The sequence below is a fragment of the Variovorax sp. KBW07 genome (assembly GCF_003852515.1).
GTDB lineage: Bacteria > Pseudomonadota > Gammaproteobacteria > Burkholderiales > Burkholderiaceae_C > Variovorax.
The window spans coordinates 1-18,229 of sequence record NZ_QAJK01000055.1 but is presented as its reverse complement, the minus strand read 5'-3'; the positions used below and the strand labels follow the sequence as shown (position 1 = coordinate 18,229).

The following is an 18,229-nucleotide window of genomic DNA, read 5'->3' as shown; positions in this document are numbered from 1 at the left end:
GAACGCCGGTCAGCCCTCGCGGACAAGCGGCACGATTTGTCAGGGAAACATATGGGGGTGTTCCAGAGACAAATCAACGCTTGTCGGCAACATCCTGGACGAGCCGTTGCGTGAACGATTCGAGGGACATTGCACCGAGGTCTTGATTGCCCCGGGCGCGCACTGCGACGGCACCTGCTTCCTTCTCTTTGTCGCCTACGACAAGGATGTAAGGGAGCTTTTGCAACGAATGCTTCCGTATTTTATACGTAATCTTTTCGTTGTGCAGGTCAAGCTGGACCCTAAGCCCTTGATTTTGCAGCGTTTTCGCAACTTGCGCAGCGTAATCGGCCTGTCCTTCGCTGATATTGAGCACCGCCACCTGCACCGGAGCGAGCCATGCGGGCATGGCGCCGGAGTGGTGTTCGATGAGCATGCCGATGAAGCGCTCCAGGCTGCCGACGATGGCGCGATGCAGCATGACGGGGTGAGCGCGACCGCTCGATTCCGTCACGTATTCGCCGCCCAGGCGCTCTGCCGTGTTGAAGTCGACCTGCATCGTGCCGCACTGCCACTGGCGGCCGATGGCGTCGCGCAGCGTGTACTCGATCTTCGGGCCGTAGAACGCGCCGTCGCCGGGCGAGATGATGAAGTCGACGCCCGAGCGGCGCAGCGATTCCATCACCGCATGCTCGGCCTTGTCCCAGAGCTCATCGGAGCCCACACGGTTCTCGGGTCGCGTGGCGACCTTGTAGAGAATGTCCGTGAAGCCGAAGTCGGCGTAGACCTTCTGCAGTTGCTCCGTGTACGCGATGCACTCGTCGAGAATCTGGTCTTCCGTGCAGAAGATGTGCCCGTCGTCCTGCGTGAAGCCCCGCACGCGCATGATGCCGTGCAGCGCGCCGCTGGGCTCGTTGCGGTGGCACTGGCCGAACTCGCCGTAGCGCAGCGGCAGGTCGCGGTAGCTGCGCAGGTCGCTCTTGAAGATCAGCACGTGGCCCGGGCAGTTCATCGGCTTCAGCGCGTACTCGCGCTTCTCCGACTCCGTCGTGAACATGTTGTCGCGGTAGTTCTGCCAGTGGCCCGTTTTCTCCCACAGGCTTTTGTCCAGAATCTGCGGACCCTTCACTTCCCAATAGCCCGTGTCGCGGTAGATGCCTCGCATGTACTGCTCGACCTGTTGCCAGATCGCCCAGCCCTTCGGGTGCCAGAACACCACGCCCGGCGCCACTTCGTCGATGTGGAACAGGTCGAGTTCCTTGCCCAGCTTGCGGTGGTCGCGCTTCTCGGCTTCCTCGATGCGCTGGATGTACTGGTCGAGCTGCTTCTTGTCGGCCCAGGCCGTGCCGTAGATGCGCTGCAACTGCTCGTTCTTGGCATCGCCCCGCCAGTAGGCGCCGGCCAGCTTCGTGAGCTTGAAGACCTTGAGGAAGCGCGTGTTCGGCACGTGCGGGCCGCGGCACATGTCGACGTATTCCTGGTGGTAGTACAGGCCCATGGCCTGCTCGTCGGGCATGTCCTCGACCAGGCGCAGCTTGTAGTCTTCGCCGCGCGACTTGAACACCTCGATCACCTCGGCGCGCGGCGTCATCTTCTTGACGACGTCGTAGTCCTGCGCAATCAGCTCGCGCATGCGGGCCTCGATGGCTGCCACGTCCTCGGGCGTGAACGGGCGCTCGAACGAGATGTCGTAGTAGAAGCCTTCGTCGATCACCGGGCCGATGACCATCTTGGCCGTCGGGTAGAGCTGCTTCACCGCATGACCGACCAGGTGGGCCGTCGAGTGGCGAATGATCTCCAGCCCCTCGTCGTCCTTGGGCGTGATGATCTGCAGCTTGGCGTCGTGGTCGATGATGTCGCTGGCATCGACGAGCCGGCCGTCGACCTTGCCGGCCACCGTCATCTTGGCGAGCCCCGGTCCGATGGACTGGGCAACTTCAGCCACCGAAACCGGGCCTGGGAACTCGCGGCGCGAGTTGTCGGGGAGCGTGATCTGGATCATGTGAAAACCTCGGGAGAAAAACAAAAAAGCGCGGTGATCGACCGCGCTTTGCTTGGTTTGAGAGCTGGAAAAACCAGCGAGCGCGGGCTACCGGCCGTTTCCTTCAAAGAAGAAAAAGCCGCTGAATCCTTGCGGTGTAGTTCGCGGTGTCATAACCAAGGTGCCTTTCTCGCTCTTGTTGAGTGCAGAGGCGCAGATTCTAGCTTCTGCCCGCCCGGACCGCAGCCGCGACTTTCCTGAGCCGGAAGTGCCCACAAAAAAGCCCGGCGCATGGCCGGGCTGAAGGTGACAGCGAAATATCTGTCGACTACCTGATGATCCGCGCAGATCAGTGGAACTGCTCTTCCTCGGTCGAACCCGTCAGCGCCTTCACGCTGGACGAACCGCCCTGGATCACGGTGGTCACGTCGTCGAAGTAACCCGCGCCCACTTCCTGCTGGTGCGACACGAAGGTGTAGCCCTTTTCGCGCGCGGCGAACTCGGGCTCCTGCACCATGTTGACGTAGTGCTTCATGCCTTCGCCGTTGGCATAGGCATGGGCGAACTGGAAGGTGTTGAACCAGTTGATGTGGATGCCGGCCAGCGTGATGAACTGGTACTTGTAGCCCAGTGCCGACAGGTCTTCCTGGAACGAGGCGATCTGCTTGTCGTCGAGGTTCTTCTTCCAGTTGAAGGAAGGCGAGCAGTTGTACGACAGCAGCTTGCCGGGGCAGGCAGCGTGCACGGCTTGCGCGAATTCACGGGCAAAGCCGATGTCCGGCACGCCGGTTTCGCACCACACCAGGTCGGCGTACGGTGCGTAGGCCACGCCGCGGCTGATGGCTTGCTCCAGGCCGTTCTTGACGCGGTAGAAGCCTTCTTGCGTGCGCTCGCCCGTCAGGAAAGGCTTGTCGTTGGCGTCGTGGTCGGAGGTGATCAGGTTGGCCGCTTCCGCATCGGTGCGGGCCAGCACGATGGTCGACACGCCCATCACGTCGGCAGCGAAACGCGCCGAGATCAGCTTTTCGCAGGCTTCCTGCGTCGGCACCAGCACCTTGCCACCCATGTGGCCGCACTTCTTCACGGCAGCCAGTTGGTCTTCGAAGTGCACGCCGGCAGCGCCCGAAGCAATCATGTTCTTCATCAGCTCGAAGGCGTTCAGAACGCCGCCGAAGCCGGCTTCAGCGTCGGCAACGATCGGCAGGAAGTAGTCGATGAATTCCTTGTCGCCCGGGTTGATGCCGCGGCCCCACTGGATTTCGTCGGCGCGCTTGAAGGTGTTGTTGATGCGGCGGACCATGGTGGGCACCGAGTCGTACGCATACAGCGACTGGTCGGGGTACATGGTTTCAGACGTGTTGCCGTCGGCGGCGACTTGCCAGCCCGACAGGTACACGGCTTCCAGGCCGGCCTTGGCCTGCTGCATGGCCTGGCCGGCGGAGATGGCGCCGAACGCGTTCACGTAGCCCTTCTTGGCGCCGCCGTTGATCTTGCTCCAGAGCTTTTCGGCACCGCGCTTGGCCAGCGTGTGCTCGATGGGGAACGAGCCGCGCAGGCGCACAACGTCGGCTGCGCTGTAGCCGCGCTTGACGCCCTTCCAGCGCGGATTGGTGGCCCAGTCTTTTTCGAGGGCGGCAATCTGTTGTTCGCGGCTCAGTTGTTCTGTGAGGGTCTGGGGCATGGTCACTCCGTGAGGTTGATTGAAGGTTGGGCGCTGCGGCCGTGGAGTTACTGTAATTCGATCCTCGACTCTTATGTCTTATAGAAGACATATTTTTCACTCAACAAAATCAACGAGTTACAGATATATTTCTCAATGCAAAATTATTTTTCTCATATCGAGAAAAAATATTGCGGCGCAACAGTCATCAATTTCGCAATGCGCAATCAATCTTTCGGTGGTGAAAACGCAGTCGCATTCGAGGCCGCATGCGCGATCCAGTCGCCGCCTTCGATCACGCGGCGGCCCACGATCCGCGTCGGATGAATCTCGTAGACCAGGCAATCAAGCCACCGTCCATCGAGCGCCACGCGCACTTGCCGCCTGATGTACTCGCCCGAGTCGTCGTCGGCCACTTCCTCGAGCCTGTCGAGCGCCGCCTCCACCTCGGGTTCGATGCGATAGATCTCGCCCACCACGCGCCCTGCCCCGCCCAGCACGATGCCCGGATACGCGCCCAGGTCGTACAGCGTGCCGGCAATGCCCGCCTCGCCGACGAACACCGGGGCCGGCCGAAAACGGGCGATGTCGTTGCGCCCGTACCGACGCAGCGTGCCGTAGACAAAAACGTGGGGCATCATCGAAAGCGCACTCCGCAACAACAAAACTTCAGTCTATTGAACTCCGCTGCCCCCGCATCCGGTCGCCTCGTGGCCTATGGCTGCCTGGCCTTGAGCATGTCGCTCGTCGGCGGCTACGTCGCCCTCTCCAAGCCCCTTGTGGCCGCCTTCCCGGTGCTGCTGCTGGCGTGGCTGCGCTTCGGCATCGCGGCGCTCGCCATGCCGCACTGGCTCAAGCGCACGCCCGACGAGCCTCCGATGACGGGGCACACGCGCTGGCTGGTGTTCCTCGAGTCCTTCCTCGGCAACTTCCTGTTCTCGATCTGCATGCTGTTCGGCGTGAGCCTCACCAGCGCCGTGTCGGCGGGCGTGATCATGGCGTCGATCCCCGCGTGCGTGGCCGTCGCGAGTTGGCTCTTCCTGCGCGAGCGCATCACCGTGCGCATCGGCCTGGCCATTGCCTGCGCCGCGCTCGGCATCGGCCTGCTGGCGTTGTCGCCCGCGCATGCGCCGGCATCGCCCTCGGCCATGCAGTCGTCCATGCCGTGGCTCGGCAACCTGCTGGTGTTCTGCGCGGTGCTCTGCGAAACCGCCTACGCGGTGATCGGCAAGTCGCTCACCGGCCGCATGGGCCCCAAGCGCATCGCCTCGCTCATCAACCTCTGGGGCTTCGTGCTGTCGATGCCCTTCGGCATCTGGTTCGCGCTGCAGTTCGACTTCACCGCGGTGCGCTTCGGCACGTGGGCCCTGCTGGTGGCCTACGCACTCGCCGCGAGCATCTGGACGGTGTGGCTCTGGATGACCGGACTTCGCCACGTACCAGCCGCACAAGCGGGTGTTTTCGCTGTGCTGCTGCCCGTCAGCGCGGCCCTTGTCGGGGTGCTCGTGCTGGGCGAAAGCCTCTCTTCGCCACAGCTGCTTGCGTTCGTCATCGCACTCGTGGGCGTGGTGCTTGCGACGTGGCCTGGGCGCCGAACGTGAAAAACGAGGCTTCTCCCCTCTGAAAAAACAACAACTCCCAATGAAAAAAGCGCTTTTTCCCTTGGAAACGCGTTTTTTCTCATTTAGCATCCGCATTGCCACTGGAGACGCAAGTTTTTCATTGGTGAGTGTTTAACCAAAAAAGGAAATCAACCATGGCAACTGCAAAGAAGGCTCCGGCCAAGAAAGCTCCGGCAAAGAAGGCTGCGGCTCCTGCGAAGAAGGCTGCACCGGCAAAGAAGGCCGCTGCTCCCGCAAAGAAGGCTGCGGCTCCTGCAAAGAAGGCTGCACCGGCGAAGAAGGCTGCTCCTGCAAAGAAGGCCGCTCCCGCAAAGAAGGCCGCTCCCGCCAAGAAGCGCACGCCCAACGCCGCGTTCATGAAGGCCCTGACCCCCAGCCCGGCACTGGCCGCTGTGGTCGGCTCGACGCCGCTGCCGCGTACCGCTGTCGTGAGCAAGCTGTGGGACTACATCAAGAAGAACAACCTTCAAGACAAGGCCAACAAGCGCAACATCAACGCCGACGCCAAGCTGAAGGAAATCTTCGGCAAGGCCCAGGTCTCGATGTTCGAACTGGCCGCGCTGATTGGCAAGCACGTCAAGTAAGCGTTCGGGGGCCTCGTGCTCCTGAGTCAAAAAGCCCGCTTCATGCGGGCTTTTTTTTCGCCCGCGGCAAGGCCGCCTCTTCGTCGAAGAAGCGCGCCGGCGTGCGACCGAAGTGCTTGCGGAAGGTCTCGATGAAGGCGCTCACCGAGCTGTAGCCGACCGTCAGCGCCACCGCCGTCACCGGCTCGCCCAGGCTCAGCAACTCCACCGCCTTCAGCAAGCGCGCCTGCTGGCGCCATTGCGCAAAGCTCAGGCCCGTCTCCGTGGCAAAGCGGCGCGTGAGCGTCCTGCGCGCCATGCCGATGCGATCGGCCCACTGGTCGATGGTGTCGGCCAGCGCCGGTTCGTTGGCCAGCGCCGAGGCCATTGCGGCCAGGCGCTTGTCCTGCGGCATCGGCAGGTGCAGCGATGGCTTTCGGCTCGCGGCAAGTTCGTCGACCAGCACGGTGACCAGATGGCCGCGGCGCGCCTCGAGGGCCTCCGACGATGCATCGAGGGAGGTCATGCGGTCGACCAGCCCCTGCATCAGCGGCGTGACCGCGAACACGTGGGGCCCATCGGGCAACGCCGTCGCCATCGACGCATCGATGTGCAGGCTCCATCCCGCGGTGGCGCCGAAGCTCTGCGCCGCATGCGCGCAGCGCGGCGCAATCCAGCCGATCCAGCCCGGTGGCTGCACCCAGCGCCCCGAAGGCGTCTCGATGACCTGCAGGCCGGCGCGCAAGGCGAACAACTGCCCATCGTCATGGGCGTGGTAGCCCGTGACGCGCGGCGCCTCGTAGGCGTTGATCCAGAGCCTCACCGGCGTTTCAGCGGCCATGCAGCGTCCCGCCTTCACGCGATATGGCCCGCGCGCGGTATCGATTGGCCCCGCTCCGCAAGACCCGCATCGCCCTGCTGCCTAGCATCGAGTCCATCTTCACAACGCCTTCAGAAAAGGAACGCTCATGCAAGCCCAGGATGTATTGCCCGACGGACAGGACTTCGTCGTCAGGAACGGCCTCACCCTTCGCAAGGGATCGGTCGGCGCCTTTCTCGTCAACGCGCAGGTGCTGCAAGACCCGAACGCCACCGCGGATGCACGGCAGGCGGCCGAGCGCGACCTGGTCTCGCTGCTGCCGGCCCTCGAAGCGCTGGGGCTGTTCGACGTGTTCGAGCTGCGCTCGCCCGCCCTTCGCGACGAGGTGGCCCGTCATCGCGCGGCGCTCAGCCCTTCGCCTGCTGTTGTTGTTGCTGCTGCTTCGCCGCGCGAGTGATCGACGCCAGCGTGCCGCGCGTGGTGATCACCTCGGGGTCGAGCGGAATCTCGATCAGCGTGCCGGTATCGGCCGCCAGCGCGCGCAGCAGCGCGGCCTCGAACTGCGCCGTCTCGGTCACGCGTTCGGCGGCATAGCCGTAGGCGCGCGCGAGCCCGCAGAAATCGGGGTTGCGCAGCGCCGTGCCACTGGTTCGCTCGGGGTACTCGCGCTCCTGGTGCATGCGGATGGTGCCGAACATGCCGTTGTTCAGCAGCACGATGATGCTCTTGCCGCCGTGCTGCGCGGCCGTCGCCAGCTCCTGCCCCGTCATCAAAAAATCGCCGTCGCCCGCAATCGTGAAAGCCACGCGCCCGGTCGCCAGGTTCGCGGCAATGCCGGCCGGCACGCCATAGCCCATCGCGCCACTGGTCGGCGCCAACTGCGTCTTGTGCCCCTTCGTGAGCCCGTGATAGCGGAAGTACCGGTGCACCCAGCTTGCGAAGTTGCCGGCGCCATTGGTAATGGCCGAGTCCGGCGGCAGGTGCTTTTGCAGCAGCGCCACCACGGCCGCCATGTCGACCGCGCCGCGCGGCGTTTCCGCCGGCATGCCCGCCAGTGCCTGCGGCTCGCAGTGGGCCTCGTAGTCCGCATGCGCCTGCGCGGTCCACTCTTCCCACGGCAGCGTGTTGGGCGCGCTCAGCACTTCCAGGCTGCGCGCCGCCGCGCTCATGCCCGCGTTGATCGCCAGGTCGGCCTGGTAGACGCGGTTCAGTTCTTCCGCGCTCGCATGGATGTGCACCAGCACCTGCTTCGCCTTGGGCGCTTCGAGCAGCGTGTAGCCGCCCGTCGTCATCTCGCCCAGGCGCGGCCCGATCGCAAGGATCAGGTCCGCATCCTTCACGCGCTGCGCAAGCTTCGGGTTGATGGCAATGCCGACGTCGCCCGCATACAGCGGATGGTGGTTGTCGAAAGTGTCCTGGTAGCGGAAGGCGTTGGTCACCGGCAGGCGCCAGTTCTCGGCAAAGCGCTGCAGCGCCTGCGCGGCCTGCGTCGTCCAGCCACCGCCGCCGGCAATCACCAACGGCCGCCGCGACTTCAGCAGCAGCTCGCGCAAGGTGCGCAGCGCGCCGGGGTCGCTCCACGGCTGCACCGCCTCCACGCGCGGCAAGGGCCGCGCTGAAGTTTCCGAACGCAGCATGTCCTCGGGCAGCACCAGCACCACCGGCCCCGGCCGCCCGTTCATGGCCGTGGAGAAGGCGCGCGCCACGTACTCGGGAATGCGGTCCGCATCGTCGATGCGCTCCACGCGCTTGGCAAAACCCTTGGTGCTCGGGCCGAAGAAGCTGCCGTAGTCGACCTCCTGGAAGGCCTCGCGGTCGCGGAAGTCGCTGCCGACATCGCCCACGAACAGCACCATCGGCGTCGAGTCCTGGAAGGCGTTGTGCACGCCGATCGATGCATTGGTCGCGCCCGGACCGCGCGTCACGAAGCACACGCCCGGCCGCCCGGTGAGCTTGCCGTGCGCCTCGGCCATGAAGGCCGCGCCGCCTTCTTGCCGGTTCACGATGAAGCGCGCGCGGTCCCCGTACGCATGAAAGCCGTCGAGCACCGCCAGGAAGCTTTCGCCCGGCACGCCGAACGCGATCTCCACGCCTTGTGCGATCAGGCACTCGACGATCAGGTGGCCCGCGGGTTGTGATGTACTCATGAGAAGTCGAACCTCAGCTGCAAATGTCTCTGGCAATTATGTGCGCCCGCCCTTCACGCCTTGCGTTAATTCCCCAATTGGTTAAATTCGCGCCATGAAGGCCTCCAAGGATTCCGTCGCCGAAGCGCTCGAAGCGCCGCCCGAACCCCGTTCGCGCGATGCCGACCGTTCGCAGCTCGCCATCCTCGCGTCGGCGCGCGACGAATTCGCCGCACGCGGCCTGGCCGGCGCGCGCATGGACAGCATCGCGGAGCGCGCGGGCCTGAATAAGCGCCTCATCTACTACTACTTCGGCAGCAAGGACGACCTGTTCCTCGCGGTGCTGGAGCGCACCTACGCCGACATCCGCGAAGCCGAGCAGCGGCTGCACCTCGACGAGATCGATCCGGTCGAGGCCATTCGCCAGTTGGTCTCGTTCACCTGGCACTACTACCTGGAGCACCCCGAGTTCATCACGCTGCTCAACAGCGAAAACCTGCACGGCGCCTCGCACCTGAAGCGCTCCGACCGCATCCAGGAAATGAACTCGCCGCTGGTCCAACTGCTCGACACCGTGCTGGAGCGCGGCAAGAAAGACAACCTGTTCCGCGCGGGCGTCGATCCGGTGCAGCTGTACATCTCCATTGCCTCGCTCTGCTACTTCTACCTCTCGAACAACCACACGCTGTCGGCCATCTTCGGGCGCGACCTGCGCGCCCCCAAGGCGATGGCGCAACGCCTCTCGCACATGACCGACCTGGTGCTGGGCTACGTCCTTCACTGAGCCGGCAGGCCGCTTCGGCGCCTTCCGGCGCCTCCCTCTCCCCCTCGGGTATTTACTAGGCAACGGCGGTTGACGCTGCGGCGCGGGCCTTTCTAAAATCGCTAATTCACTTATTGGTGAATTGATCGAACCAAGAAAGCGGCCCGACCGCGCGGAGACATCCATGAAGCAACTTGCACGCACCACCGCCGTGACCGCACTCGCGGCGCTCACCAGCCTGGCCGCCCTGCTGCCGGGCCAGGCCTTCGCGCAGAACGGCTACCCCACCAAGCCGATCCGCGTGATCGTTCCGTTCGCGGCGGGCAGCACCACCGACATCATTGCCCGCGCCATCGCCGACAAGATGGGCACCAGCATGGGCCAGGTGCTGGTGATCGACAACCGCGGCGGCGCCAGCGGCACCATCGGCCAGCAGGCGGTGGCCACGGCCGCGCCCGACGGCTACACGGTCATGATCCATTCGTCGTCGCACACGGTGAGCCCTTCGACCTTCGCCAAGCTGCCGTTCGACACGGTGCACGACTTCGCTGGCGTCACGCCGATCTCGTCGCTGCCCAACGCGCTGGTCATCTCGCCCACGAAGAACATCAAGACGCTGCCGCAGTTGCTGGCCGCCGCGCGCGCCAAGCCCGGCAGCATGAACTTCGCCTCGGCCGGCCAGGGCAGCGCCACGCACCTGAACGCCGAGAAGTTCAAGATGGCCGCAAAAATCGATGCCACCAACATTCCCTTCAAGGGATCGGGCGAGGCCGTGACCGAGGTGCTCTCGGGCCGCGTCGACTACTACTTCTCGCCCATTGCCCCGGTCATCGGCCAGATCAAGGAAGGCCAGCTGCTGGCGCTGGCCGTCGGTTCGCCCAAGCGCGCCGCCGCCCTGCCCCATGTGCCCACCACCACCGAGGCCGGCGTGCCCGGCTCCGAGTTCAACTTCTGGATCGGAATGATGGCGCCCGCCAAGACCCCGCGCGACATCGTCAACCGCCTGCACGACGAAGTGGCCAAGGCCCTGGCCTCGCCCGAGGTGAAGGAGCGCTTCCTCAAGCTCGGCGCCGACGCCTGGACGCTCAAGCCCGAGCAGTTCGACGCCTACATCAAGGACGAGATCGCCAGCAACGCCCAGCTCGTGAAGGCCGCCGGCCTGTCGGTCCAGCAGTAAACAACACGCAAGCCAGCCAAGAAAGCCCCGGGTCGCCGCCATGCTCCGCAAGCTCCTGCTCTCTCCCGCACTGCGGCCGTTCATCCTGATCCTGTTGTTGCTGGTGCTGTGGGACCTGGCGATCCGCCTGTTCAAGATTCCGGCCTACCTGATTCCGCCGCCGTGGGAAGTGGTCAAGCAGCTCGTCGCCGAATGGCCGCGCCTGCTGAGCGAAAGCTGGAAGACCACGCTCGCCACGCTGGGCGGCTTCGGCCTGACGATCCTCATCGGCATTCCGATGGCCATGGTCATTGCGTACTCGCGCGTCGTCGAGTCGTACGTGTACCCGCTGCTGGTGTTCTCGCAGAGCATCCCCAAGGTGGCCATCGCGCCGTTGTTCGTGGTGTGGTTCGGCTTCGGCATCTTCCCGAAGGTGATCAGCGCCTTCCTGCTCGGCTTTTTCCCGGTGGTGGTGTCGACCGTGATGGGCTTCAAGTCGGTCGAGCCCGACATGCTCGACCTGTCGCGCTCGATGGGCGCGAGCCGCCTGCAGACCTTCTTCAAGATCAGCCTGCCGCAGGCCCTGCCACAGATCTTCAGCGGCCTGAAGGTGTCGGTCACGCTGGCCGTGGTGGGCGCGGTGGTCGGTGAATTCGTCGGCTCCAACTCGGGCATCGGCTATGTGCTGCAAGTGGCCAACGGCAACTTCGACCTGCCGCTGATGTTCGCTGCGCTGGTGGTGCTGTCGAGCATCGGCGTGATCCTTTTTGTCGCGGTCGACCTGGTCGAGCGCGTGATGATTCCGTGGCACGCCTCGCAGCGCCACGTGCACTGAGTTCCTGGTTCCTTCTGCATATCAACAAAACTCCCGGAGACAAGACCATGAAGAAACTGCTTCCCTCGCTGCTCGCCATCTCGGCCGTTGCGGCACTCACTGCCCTTGCCGTTGCGCCCGCCCATGCCCAGGGCGACAAGCCCAAGGACAAGGTCACGCTGATGCTCAACTGGTACCTGTACAGCGAGCACGCGCCCTTCTTCCTCGGCAAGGAAAAAGGCTTCTATGCCGAGGAAGGCATCGACCTCGACATCCAGGAAGGCCGCGGCTCCGCCGTCACCGCGCAGGCGGTGGCCGCCAAATCGGCCACCTTCGGCTACATCGACGTCACCACCATGATCAAGGCCGCCGCCAAGGGCGCGCCGCTCAAGTCGACAGGTGTGCTGTTCCAGGTGAGCCCGATGTCGGTCATGGGCTTCACCGAGAAGAACATCAAGACGCCCAAGGACATCATCGGCAAGACCGTGGCCGTGACGCCCGGCGATTCGATGTCGCAGATGTGGCCGCTGTTCCTGAAGGTCAACAACATCAAGCCCGACCAGGTGAAGATCGTCTCGGGCGACGGCCAGACCAAGCTCAATGCCGTCACCAACGGCCAGGCCGACCTGCTGCTGGGCTACGTGATGGACCAGGCCATCAAGCTGCAGGACGCCACCGGCAAGCCCGTGACGCCGATCCGCTTCGCCGACTCGGGCGTCAACCAGATCAGCTCCGGGATCATCACCAACAAGAACCTGCTGACCGAGAACCCCGACCTGGTGAAGCGCTTCATGCGCGCCTCGACCAAGGCCGCCGAAGCCGCCGAGAAGAGCCCCGACGCCGCCGTCGACGACATGCTCAAGGCCAACCCCAAGGCCGGCGTGCGCGACACGCTGATCGTCGGCATGAAGCAGAGCGTGGCGCTGTATCACACCAAGGAAACGGCCAACCAGCGCCCCTACCGCGTGACCATGAAGAACGTCAGCGACTCGCTCGACCTGCTGGTGCAGTACGGCGGCATGGACGCCTCCACGCGTGGCAAGCCCGAGGACTACGTCACGCTCGACTTCCTGCCGAACTGATCGCCTCATCGCTCTGATCTCCTGATCGCTCCCGAAGAATCCGCGCGCTCGCTGCTGCCACCTTTCACGCACTCCATGTCCCAAGTCAACCTGATCGAAGCGCGCGGCGTCTCGAAAACGTACAAGAGCAAGGACGGCCCGGTCGAGTCGCTCAAGCCGCTCGATTTCGCCATCCGCGAAGGCGAGTTCGTCTCGGTCGTCGGCCCGTCGGGCTGCGGCAAGAGCACGCTGCTCAAGATGGTGGCGGGCCTGCTGCCCATCAGCGGCGGCAGCCTCACGCTGGCAGGCAAGCCCATCGACGGTCCGCAGAAAGACGTGGGCATCGTGTTCCAGAGCGCCGTGCTGCTGCCCTGGCGCAGCGTGGAAGACAACATCCTGCTGCAGGCGGAAATGCGCCACATGCCCAAGGCCGCGTCGCAAGCACGGGCACGCGAACTGATGGCCATGGCCGGCCTGAAAGGCTTCGAGGGCAAATACCCGTGGCAGCTGTCGGGCGGCATGCAGCAACGCGCATCGATCTGCCGCGCGCTGCTGCACGATCCGTCCGTGCTGCTGATGGACGAGCCCTTCGGCGCGCTCGACGCAATGACGCGCGAGAAGATGAACCTCGAGCTGCAGCGCATCTGGATGGCCTCCAAGAAGACCGTGATGCTCATCACCCACAGCATTCCCGAAGCCATCTTCCTGTCGGACCGCGTGATCGTCATGAGCGAGCGGCCTGGCTCCATCGCGGCGGTGTACGACATCGAGCTGCCGCGCCCGCGCACGCTCGACATGATGGCTTCGGCCGAGTTCGGCGCGTACACGAAGCTCGTGCGCGCGCACTTCTTCTCGCAGGGCATCCTGGACCACTGAAAGCGCCCCATGGATGCCACCCGCTTTCACGTCGAAGAGATTCGCTTCGCCGAGCGCAACGTCACGCTGCGGCTGCCGTTCCGCTTCGGCGCAGCCACCGTCACGGCCTGCCCGCAGGTCTACGTGAAGGCCCGCATCCGCACGGCGGACGGGCGCACGGCCGAAGGCTGCGCGGCGGAAATGATGGTGCCCAAGTGGTTCGACAAGAACCCGGCGCTCACCCATGAGCAGAACTTCGAGCAGTTGCGATTCGCCCTGCGCGATGCGCGCGAGGCCTACACCGCCGAGCCCGATGCGCAGACCGCGTGGACCCACTTCGCCTCGAACTACGCCGCGCTGCAGGCGCGCGCCAAGGCCAAGGGCCTGCAGCCGCTGGTGGCGAGCTATGGCCCCGCGCTGATCGACCGCGCGCTGCTCGATGCGCTGTGCCTGCATGCCGGCGTGGGCTTTGCCACGGCGATGAGCGGCAACCTGAGCGGCATCGACATCGCCGGCAGCGGCCTGGCCGACGACCTTGGCGGTTTCGACATGCCCGCGTTCCTGGCCAGCCACTCACCGCGCGCGCGCATCGCGGCGCGCCACACCGTCGGCCTGGCCGATGCCATCGACGACGGCGATGCGCTGCCCGACGCGCCCGCTGACGGCATGCCCGCCACGCTGGCCGCAGCCGTGCGCCGCTACGGCCTCACGCACTTCAAGCTGAAGCTCTGCGGGAACACCGCGCAAGACATCGACCGGCTCCAGCGCATCGCCCACGTGATCGACGGCCACGCCCAGCTGGTCACGCTGGATGGCAACGAGCAGTACGCCGATGCCGATGAATTCGCCGTCTTCCTGGACCGCATGCTGTCCACGCCCGTGCTGTGGAAGCTGGCGCAGAAGACCGTCTTCGTCGAACAGCCGATCCGCCGCGACGCGGCCCTGCAGCGCGACGTGTCCGCACTGGGCAAGCGCATTCCCCTGCTCATCGACGAATCGGACGCCACGCTCGACGCCTTCGTGCAGGCCCGTGCGCTGGGCTACACCGGCGTGTCGAGCAAGAGCTGCAAGGGCTTCTACAAGTCGGTCGTCAACGCGGCGCGCTGCGCGCAGTGGAACGCGGCGGCAAACACCTCGCGCTATTTCCTCTCGGGCGAAGACCTGACCATGCAGGCCGGCATCGGCGTGCAGCAAGACCTGGCACTGGTCGCCTGGCTCGGGCTCTCGCATGTGGAGCGCAACGGCCATCACTACGTCAACGGCCTTGCGGCCGCGCCCGAGGCCGAGCAGCAGGCGCTGCTGCGTGCCCATCCGGGCCTGTACGAACTGAGCGACGGCGCAGTGCGCCTCGCCATCCGCGATGGACAGCTCGACCTGTCCTCGCTTGCCACCGCGCCCGGCTTTGCCACCGGCAAACCCGGCGCCGGCATTTCGTGGGACGCCATGCGTTCCGTCTACTGAAGCACCGCTTCGATTCCTCTCTCTGTCTCTCTCTCGCATCTCAAGGAAGAAAACGATGGCCACCCAACGTCTCGGAATCATCATGCACGGCGTCACCGGCCGCATGGGCATGAACCAGCATCTGATCCGCTCCATCTGCGCGATTCGTGCGCAAGGCGGCGTGACGCTGTCGAACGGCGACAAGGTCATGCCCGACCCGATCCTCATCGGCCGCAATGCCGAGAAGATGGAAGCGCTCGCCAAGGCCCACAACATCTCGCGCTGGGGCACCGACCTCGACAAGGCGCTGGAGAACAAGGAAGACACCATCTTCTTCGACGCCGGCACCACGCAGATGCGCCCCACGCTGCTGGCCAAGGCCATCCGCGCCGGCAAGCATGTCTACTGCGAGAAGCCGATTGCAACCAACCTGAACGAAGCCGTCGAAATCGCCCGCCTGGCCGAAGGCTCGGGCCTGAAGCACGGCGCGGTGCAAGACAAGCTGTTCCTGCCCGGCCTGCGCAAGCTCGACATGCTGCGCCGCGCCGGCTTCTTCGGCCGCATGCTCAGCGTGCGCCTGGAGTTCGGCTACTGGGTGTTCGAGGGTGACCTGCAGCCCATCCAGCGCCCCAGCTGGAACTACCGCAAGGAAGACGGCGGCGGCATGATCCTGGACATGATGTGCCACTGGCGCTACGTGCTGGACAACCTGTTCGGCGAGGTGAAGTCGGTCTCGTGCATTGGCGCCACCCACATTCCCAAGCGCTGGGACGAAGCCGGCAAGCCGTACGAGGCCACCGCCGACGACGCGGCCTACGCCACCTGCGAACTGACGGGCCACAACGGCGAGCCGGTCATCGCGCAGATCAACATGAGCTGGGTCACGCGCGTGCGCCGCGACGACCTCGTGACCTTCCACGTCGATGGCACCGATGGCTCCGCCGTTGCCGGCCTGTCGAGCTGCCGCGCCCAGTCGCGCGTGGCCACGCCGCGCCCGGTGTGGAACCCCGACGAGAAGCAGATGATGAATTTCTTCGACCAGTGGCAGGAAATTCCGGACTCGCAGGTCTACGACAACGGCTTCAAGATCCAGTGGGAGCACTTCATTCGCCACGTGGTCGAGAACGAGCCCTACAAGTGGACGCTGCCCGAAGGTGCCAAGGGCGTGCAGCTGGTCGAGGCCGCGCTCGAGTCGTGGAAAGACCGGCGCTGGGTCGACGTGCCCGCGCTGAAGGTCTGAGGAAGAGCAGGCAGCCATGGCTCTTTCGCTGACCCTCCCCACCGCGAGCGGCGCGCTCGCGCCCTACGCCCTGCGCGGCACCGCGCCGGTCAAGCCCGATGCGGGCGTCAAGTTCAACCGCATCGCCTACTCGGCCGCGCACGTCGTGGCCGACCCGCTCGCCGCCATCGACCCGTGGCTGCAATGCGCGGTCGACTGGGACACCACCATCGCCTACCGCCGCCACCTGTTCTCGTTGGGCCTGGGCGTGGCCGAGGCCATGGACACCGCGCAGCGCGGCATGGGCCTGGACTGGCCCACATCGCTGGAGCTGATCCGCCGCTCGCTCGATGCCGCCAAGGACGTGCCCGGTGCGCTGGTGGCTTCGGGCTGCGGCACCGACCACCTGGAGCTCGACGACGTGAAGACCGTCGACGACGTGATCCGCGGCTACGAAGAGCAGATGGCCGCCATCGAGGCGCTGGGCGGCAAGCTGATCGTGATGGCCAGCCGCGCACTGGCCCGCGTGGCAAAAAGCCCCGCCGACTACGAGCGCGTGTACGACCGCATCCTGAGCCAGGCGAAGCAGCCCGTGGTGCTGCACTGGCTGGGCGACATGTTCGACCCCGCACTCGCGGGCTACTGGGGCACGAAGGATGTCGATGCGGCCATGGACACCGCGCTCGGCATCATCGCGGCGCACCCGGACAAGGTCGACGGCATCAAGATTTCGCTGCTCGACAAGGACAAGGAAATCGCGATGCGGCGCCGTCTTCCGACGGGCGTTCGCATGTACACAGGCGATGACTTCAACTACGCAGAGCTGATTGCCGGCGACGGTTTCGGCAGCGAGCCGATGCACGGCAAGAGCGACGCGCTGCTGGGCATCTTCGACGCCATCGCGCCCGCCGCGAGCGCCGCATTGGGCGCGCTGGCCCAGGGCAACACCGAGAAGTTCCACGCCATCCTCGGCCCGACGGTGCCGCTGTCGCGCCACATCTTCGCGGCGCCCACGCGCTTCTACAAGACGGGCGTGGTGTTCATGGCCTGGCTCAACGGCCACCAGAAGCACTTCACGATGGTGGGCGGCCAGCAGAGCACGCGTTCGCTGCAGCACTTCGCCGAACTGTTCCGGCTGGCCGATGCGGCCAACCTGCTGGAGCAGCCGGAGCTGGCGGTGCGGCGCATGAAGACGCTGCTGGCGCTGCACGGCGTGGAAGACTGAGAGCACGCATGCGCGACTTCTCGCAGAACCACGACTGGCTGTCGATCAACACCGCCACGGTGCGCAAGCAACTGGGCGCCGAAGTGCCGCTCGACCGCATCATCGACCAATGCGCCGAACGCGGCATCCGCGCGATCAGCCCCTGGCGCGACCAGGTGGCGGCGGTCGGGCTCGACAAGGTGGCCAGGCAGCTGAAGGCGCACGGCATCGGCCTCTCGGGCTACTGCCGCGGCGGCTTCTTCCCGGCGGCCGACGCACCGGGCCTGAAAGTCGCCCTGGACGACAACCGCCGTGCCATCGACGAAGCGAAGACGCTGAACGCGCCCTGCGTGGTGCTGGTGGTCGGCGCGCTGCCAGGCGCGCTGGAAGGCAAGCCGGCCTACAAGGACATCGCCCGTGCACGCGGCGAAGTGCGCGACGGCATCGCGGCATCGCTGGAATACGCCCGCGAAGTCGGCATGCCGCTGGCCATCGAGCCGTTGCACCCGATGCAGGCGGCCGACCGCGCATGCATCAACACGCTGGAACATGCGCTGGACGTGTGCGACGAACTCGACGCAGGCAAGAGCGGCATGCTGGGCGTGGCGCTGGACATCTATCACGTGTGGTGGGACCCGAAGCTGCAGCAGCAGATCGCCCGCGCCGGGCGTGAACGGCTGCTGGCGTATCACGTCTGCGACTGGCTGACTCCGACGCGCGACCTGCTGAGCGATCGCGGGATGATGGGTGACGGCGTGGTCGAGTTGAAGAAGATTCGCGGGTGGGTGGAAGACGCGGGTTTTGCCGGCTTCAGCGAGGTCGAGATCTTTTCGAACCTCGACTGGTGGCAGCGCTCTGGTGCTGAAACGCTTGACGTTTGTATCGAGCGGCACAAGCGGGCTGTCTAGTTTTCGGTACGGGCGCTTGCGTTCGGGGACGGGTTCATTCAGGGCTTGTGCGACTGAC

At 65.2% G+C, this 18,229-nt stretch carries 17 protein-coding genes; 12 read left to right on the top strand and 5 right to left on the bottom strand.

From position 1 onward, the window contains the following. Positions 1-73: 73 nt before the first annotated feature. The 3 genes from thrS to DBV14_RS12890 all read right to left on the bottom strand — a co-directional run bounded on the left by thrS (position 74) and on the right by DBV14_RS12890 (position 4,261). The gene (gene thrS, locus DBV14_RS12900; protein ID WP_124459577.1) at positions 74-1,981 is read right to left on the bottom strand and encodes a threonine--tRNA ligase; all 1,908 of its coding nucleotides are present in this window, start codon (positions 1,979-1,981) and stop codon (positions 74-76) included. Positions 1,982-2,309: 328 nt separating this feature from the next. Continuing rightward, positions 2,310-3,641 carry an isocitrate lyase gene (aceA, locus tag DBV14_RS12895; protein WP_124459576.1) on the bottom strand — a complete coding sequence of 444 codons (1,332 nt, stop codon included), beginning with the start codon at positions 3,639-3,641 and terminating at the stop codon, positions 2,310-2,312. 206 nt (positions 3,642-3,847) lie between these two features. Beyond that, positions 3,848-4,261 carry a gamma-glutamylcyclotransferase gene (locus DBV14_RS12890; RefSeq protein ID WP_124459575.1) on the bottom strand — a complete coding sequence of 138 codons (414 nt, stop codon included), beginning with the start codon at positions 4,259-4,261 and terminating at the stop codon, positions 3,848-3,850. 36 nt (positions 4,262-4,297) lie between these two features. On the opposite strand from DBV14_RS12890, the gene DBV14_RS12885 reads away from it, so the two are divergent. Further along, positions 4,298-5,221 carry a DMT family transporter gene (locus DBV14_RS12885; protein ID WP_124459574.1) on the top strand — a complete coding sequence of 308 codons (924 nt, stop codon included), beginning with the start codon at positions 4,298-4,300 and terminating at the stop codon, positions 5,219-5,221. Positions 5,222-5,376: 155 nt separating this feature from the next. Beyond that, positions 5,377-5,826: an SWIB/MDM2 domain-containing protein gene (locus DBV14_RS12880; protein WP_124459573.1), complete on the top strand. Its 450-nt coding sequence runs from the start codon at positions 5,377-5,379 to the stop codon at positions 5,824-5,826. Positions 5,827-5,866: 40 nt separating this feature from the next. On the opposite strand, the gene DBV14_RS12875 is transcribed toward DBV14_RS12880, so the two are convergent. Then, positions 5,867-6,646, bottom strand: coding sequence for a helix-turn-helix domain-containing protein (locus DBV14_RS12875; protein ID WP_124459572.1), 780 nt, complete (start codon positions 6,644-6,646; stop codon positions 5,867-5,869). Positions 6,647-6,773: 127 nt separating this feature from the next. Between DBV14_RS12875 and DBV14_RS12870 the strand changes: the two genes are divergently transcribed. Then, complete coding sequence (locus tag DBV14_RS12870) at positions 6,774-7,082, top strand: hypothetical protein (protein WP_124459571.1); 309 nt, start codon at positions 6,774-6,776, stop codon at positions 7,080-7,082. On the opposite strand, the gene DBV14_RS12865 is transcribed toward DBV14_RS12870, so the two are convergent. Beyond that, positions 7,033-8,772 (bottom strand): thiamine pyrophosphate-binding protein, encoded by a 1,740-nt coding sequence (locus DBV14_RS12865; protein WP_124459570.1) that lies wholly within the window; start codon positions 8,770-8,772, stop codon positions 7,033-7,035. The genes DBV14_RS12870 and DBV14_RS12865 overlap by 50 nt on opposite strands. Positions 8,773-8,866: 94 nt before the next feature. On the opposite strand from DBV14_RS12865, the gene DBV14_RS12860 reads away from it, so the two are divergent. The 9 genes from DBV14_RS12860 (at position 8,867) to DBV14_RS12820 (ending at position 18,171) form a co-directional block, all read left to right on the top strand. Next, on the top strand, positions 8,867-9,535 hold the full coding sequence (locus DBV14_RS12860) for a TetR/AcrR family transcriptional regulator (RefSeq protein WP_124459569.1): 669 nt from the start codon (positions 8,867-8,869) through the stop codon (positions 9,533-9,535). A 163-nt stretch (positions 9,536-9,698) separates the two neighbouring features. Then, on the top strand, positions 9,699-10,691 hold the full coding sequence (locus DBV14_RS12855; RefSeq protein WP_124459568.1) for a tripartite tricarboxylate transporter substrate binding protein: 993 nt from the start codon (positions 9,699-9,701) through the stop codon (positions 10,689-10,691). Positions 10,692-10,731: 40 nt separating this feature from the next. After that, positions 10,732-11,505, top strand: coding sequence for an ABC transporter permease (locus DBV14_RS12850; RefSeq protein WP_124459567.1), 774 nt, complete (start codon positions 10,732-10,734; stop codon positions 11,503-11,505). A gap of 47 nt (positions 11,506-11,552) precedes the next feature. Further along, positions 11,553-12,566, top strand: a complete 1,014-nt coding sequence (locus DBV14_RS12845; protein ID WP_124459566.1) for an ABC transporter substrate-binding protein — start codon at positions 11,553-11,555, stop codon at positions 12,564-12,566. A gap of 75 nt (positions 12,567-12,641) precedes the next feature. After that, positions 12,642-13,421 carry an ABC transporter ATP-binding protein gene (locus tag DBV14_RS12840; protein WP_124459565.1) on the top strand — a complete coding sequence of 260 codons (780 nt, stop codon included), beginning with the start codon at positions 12,642-12,644 and terminating at the stop codon, positions 13,419-13,421. Between the two features lie 9 nt (positions 13,422-13,430). After that, complete coding sequence (locus DBV14_RS12835; RefSeq protein WP_124459564.1) at positions 13,431-14,861, top strand: enolase C-terminal domain-like protein; 1,431 nt, start codon at positions 13,431-13,433, stop codon at positions 14,859-14,861. A 55-nt stretch (positions 14,862-14,916) separates the two neighbouring features. Further along, the gene (locus tag DBV14_RS12830; RefSeq protein WP_124459563.1) at positions 14,917-16,080 is read left to right on the top strand and encodes a Gfo/Idh/MocA family protein; all 1,164 of its coding nucleotides are present in this window, start codon (positions 14,917-14,919) and stop codon (positions 16,078-16,080) included. A 16-nt stretch (positions 16,081-16,096) separates the two neighbouring features. Beyond that, a complete protein-coding gene (locus tag DBV14_RS12825; protein WP_124459562.1) occupies positions 16,097-17,284 on the top strand; it encodes a dihydrodipicolinate synthase family protein in 1,188 nt (395 codons plus the stop codon). Between the two features lie 8 nt (positions 17,285-17,292). After that, complete coding sequence (locus DBV14_RS12820; protein ID WP_124459561.1) at positions 17,293-18,171, top strand: sugar phosphate isomerase/epimerase; 879 nt, start codon at positions 17,293-17,295, stop codon at positions 18,169-18,171. The last annotated feature ends 58 nt before the right edge of the window (positions 18,172-18,229 follow it).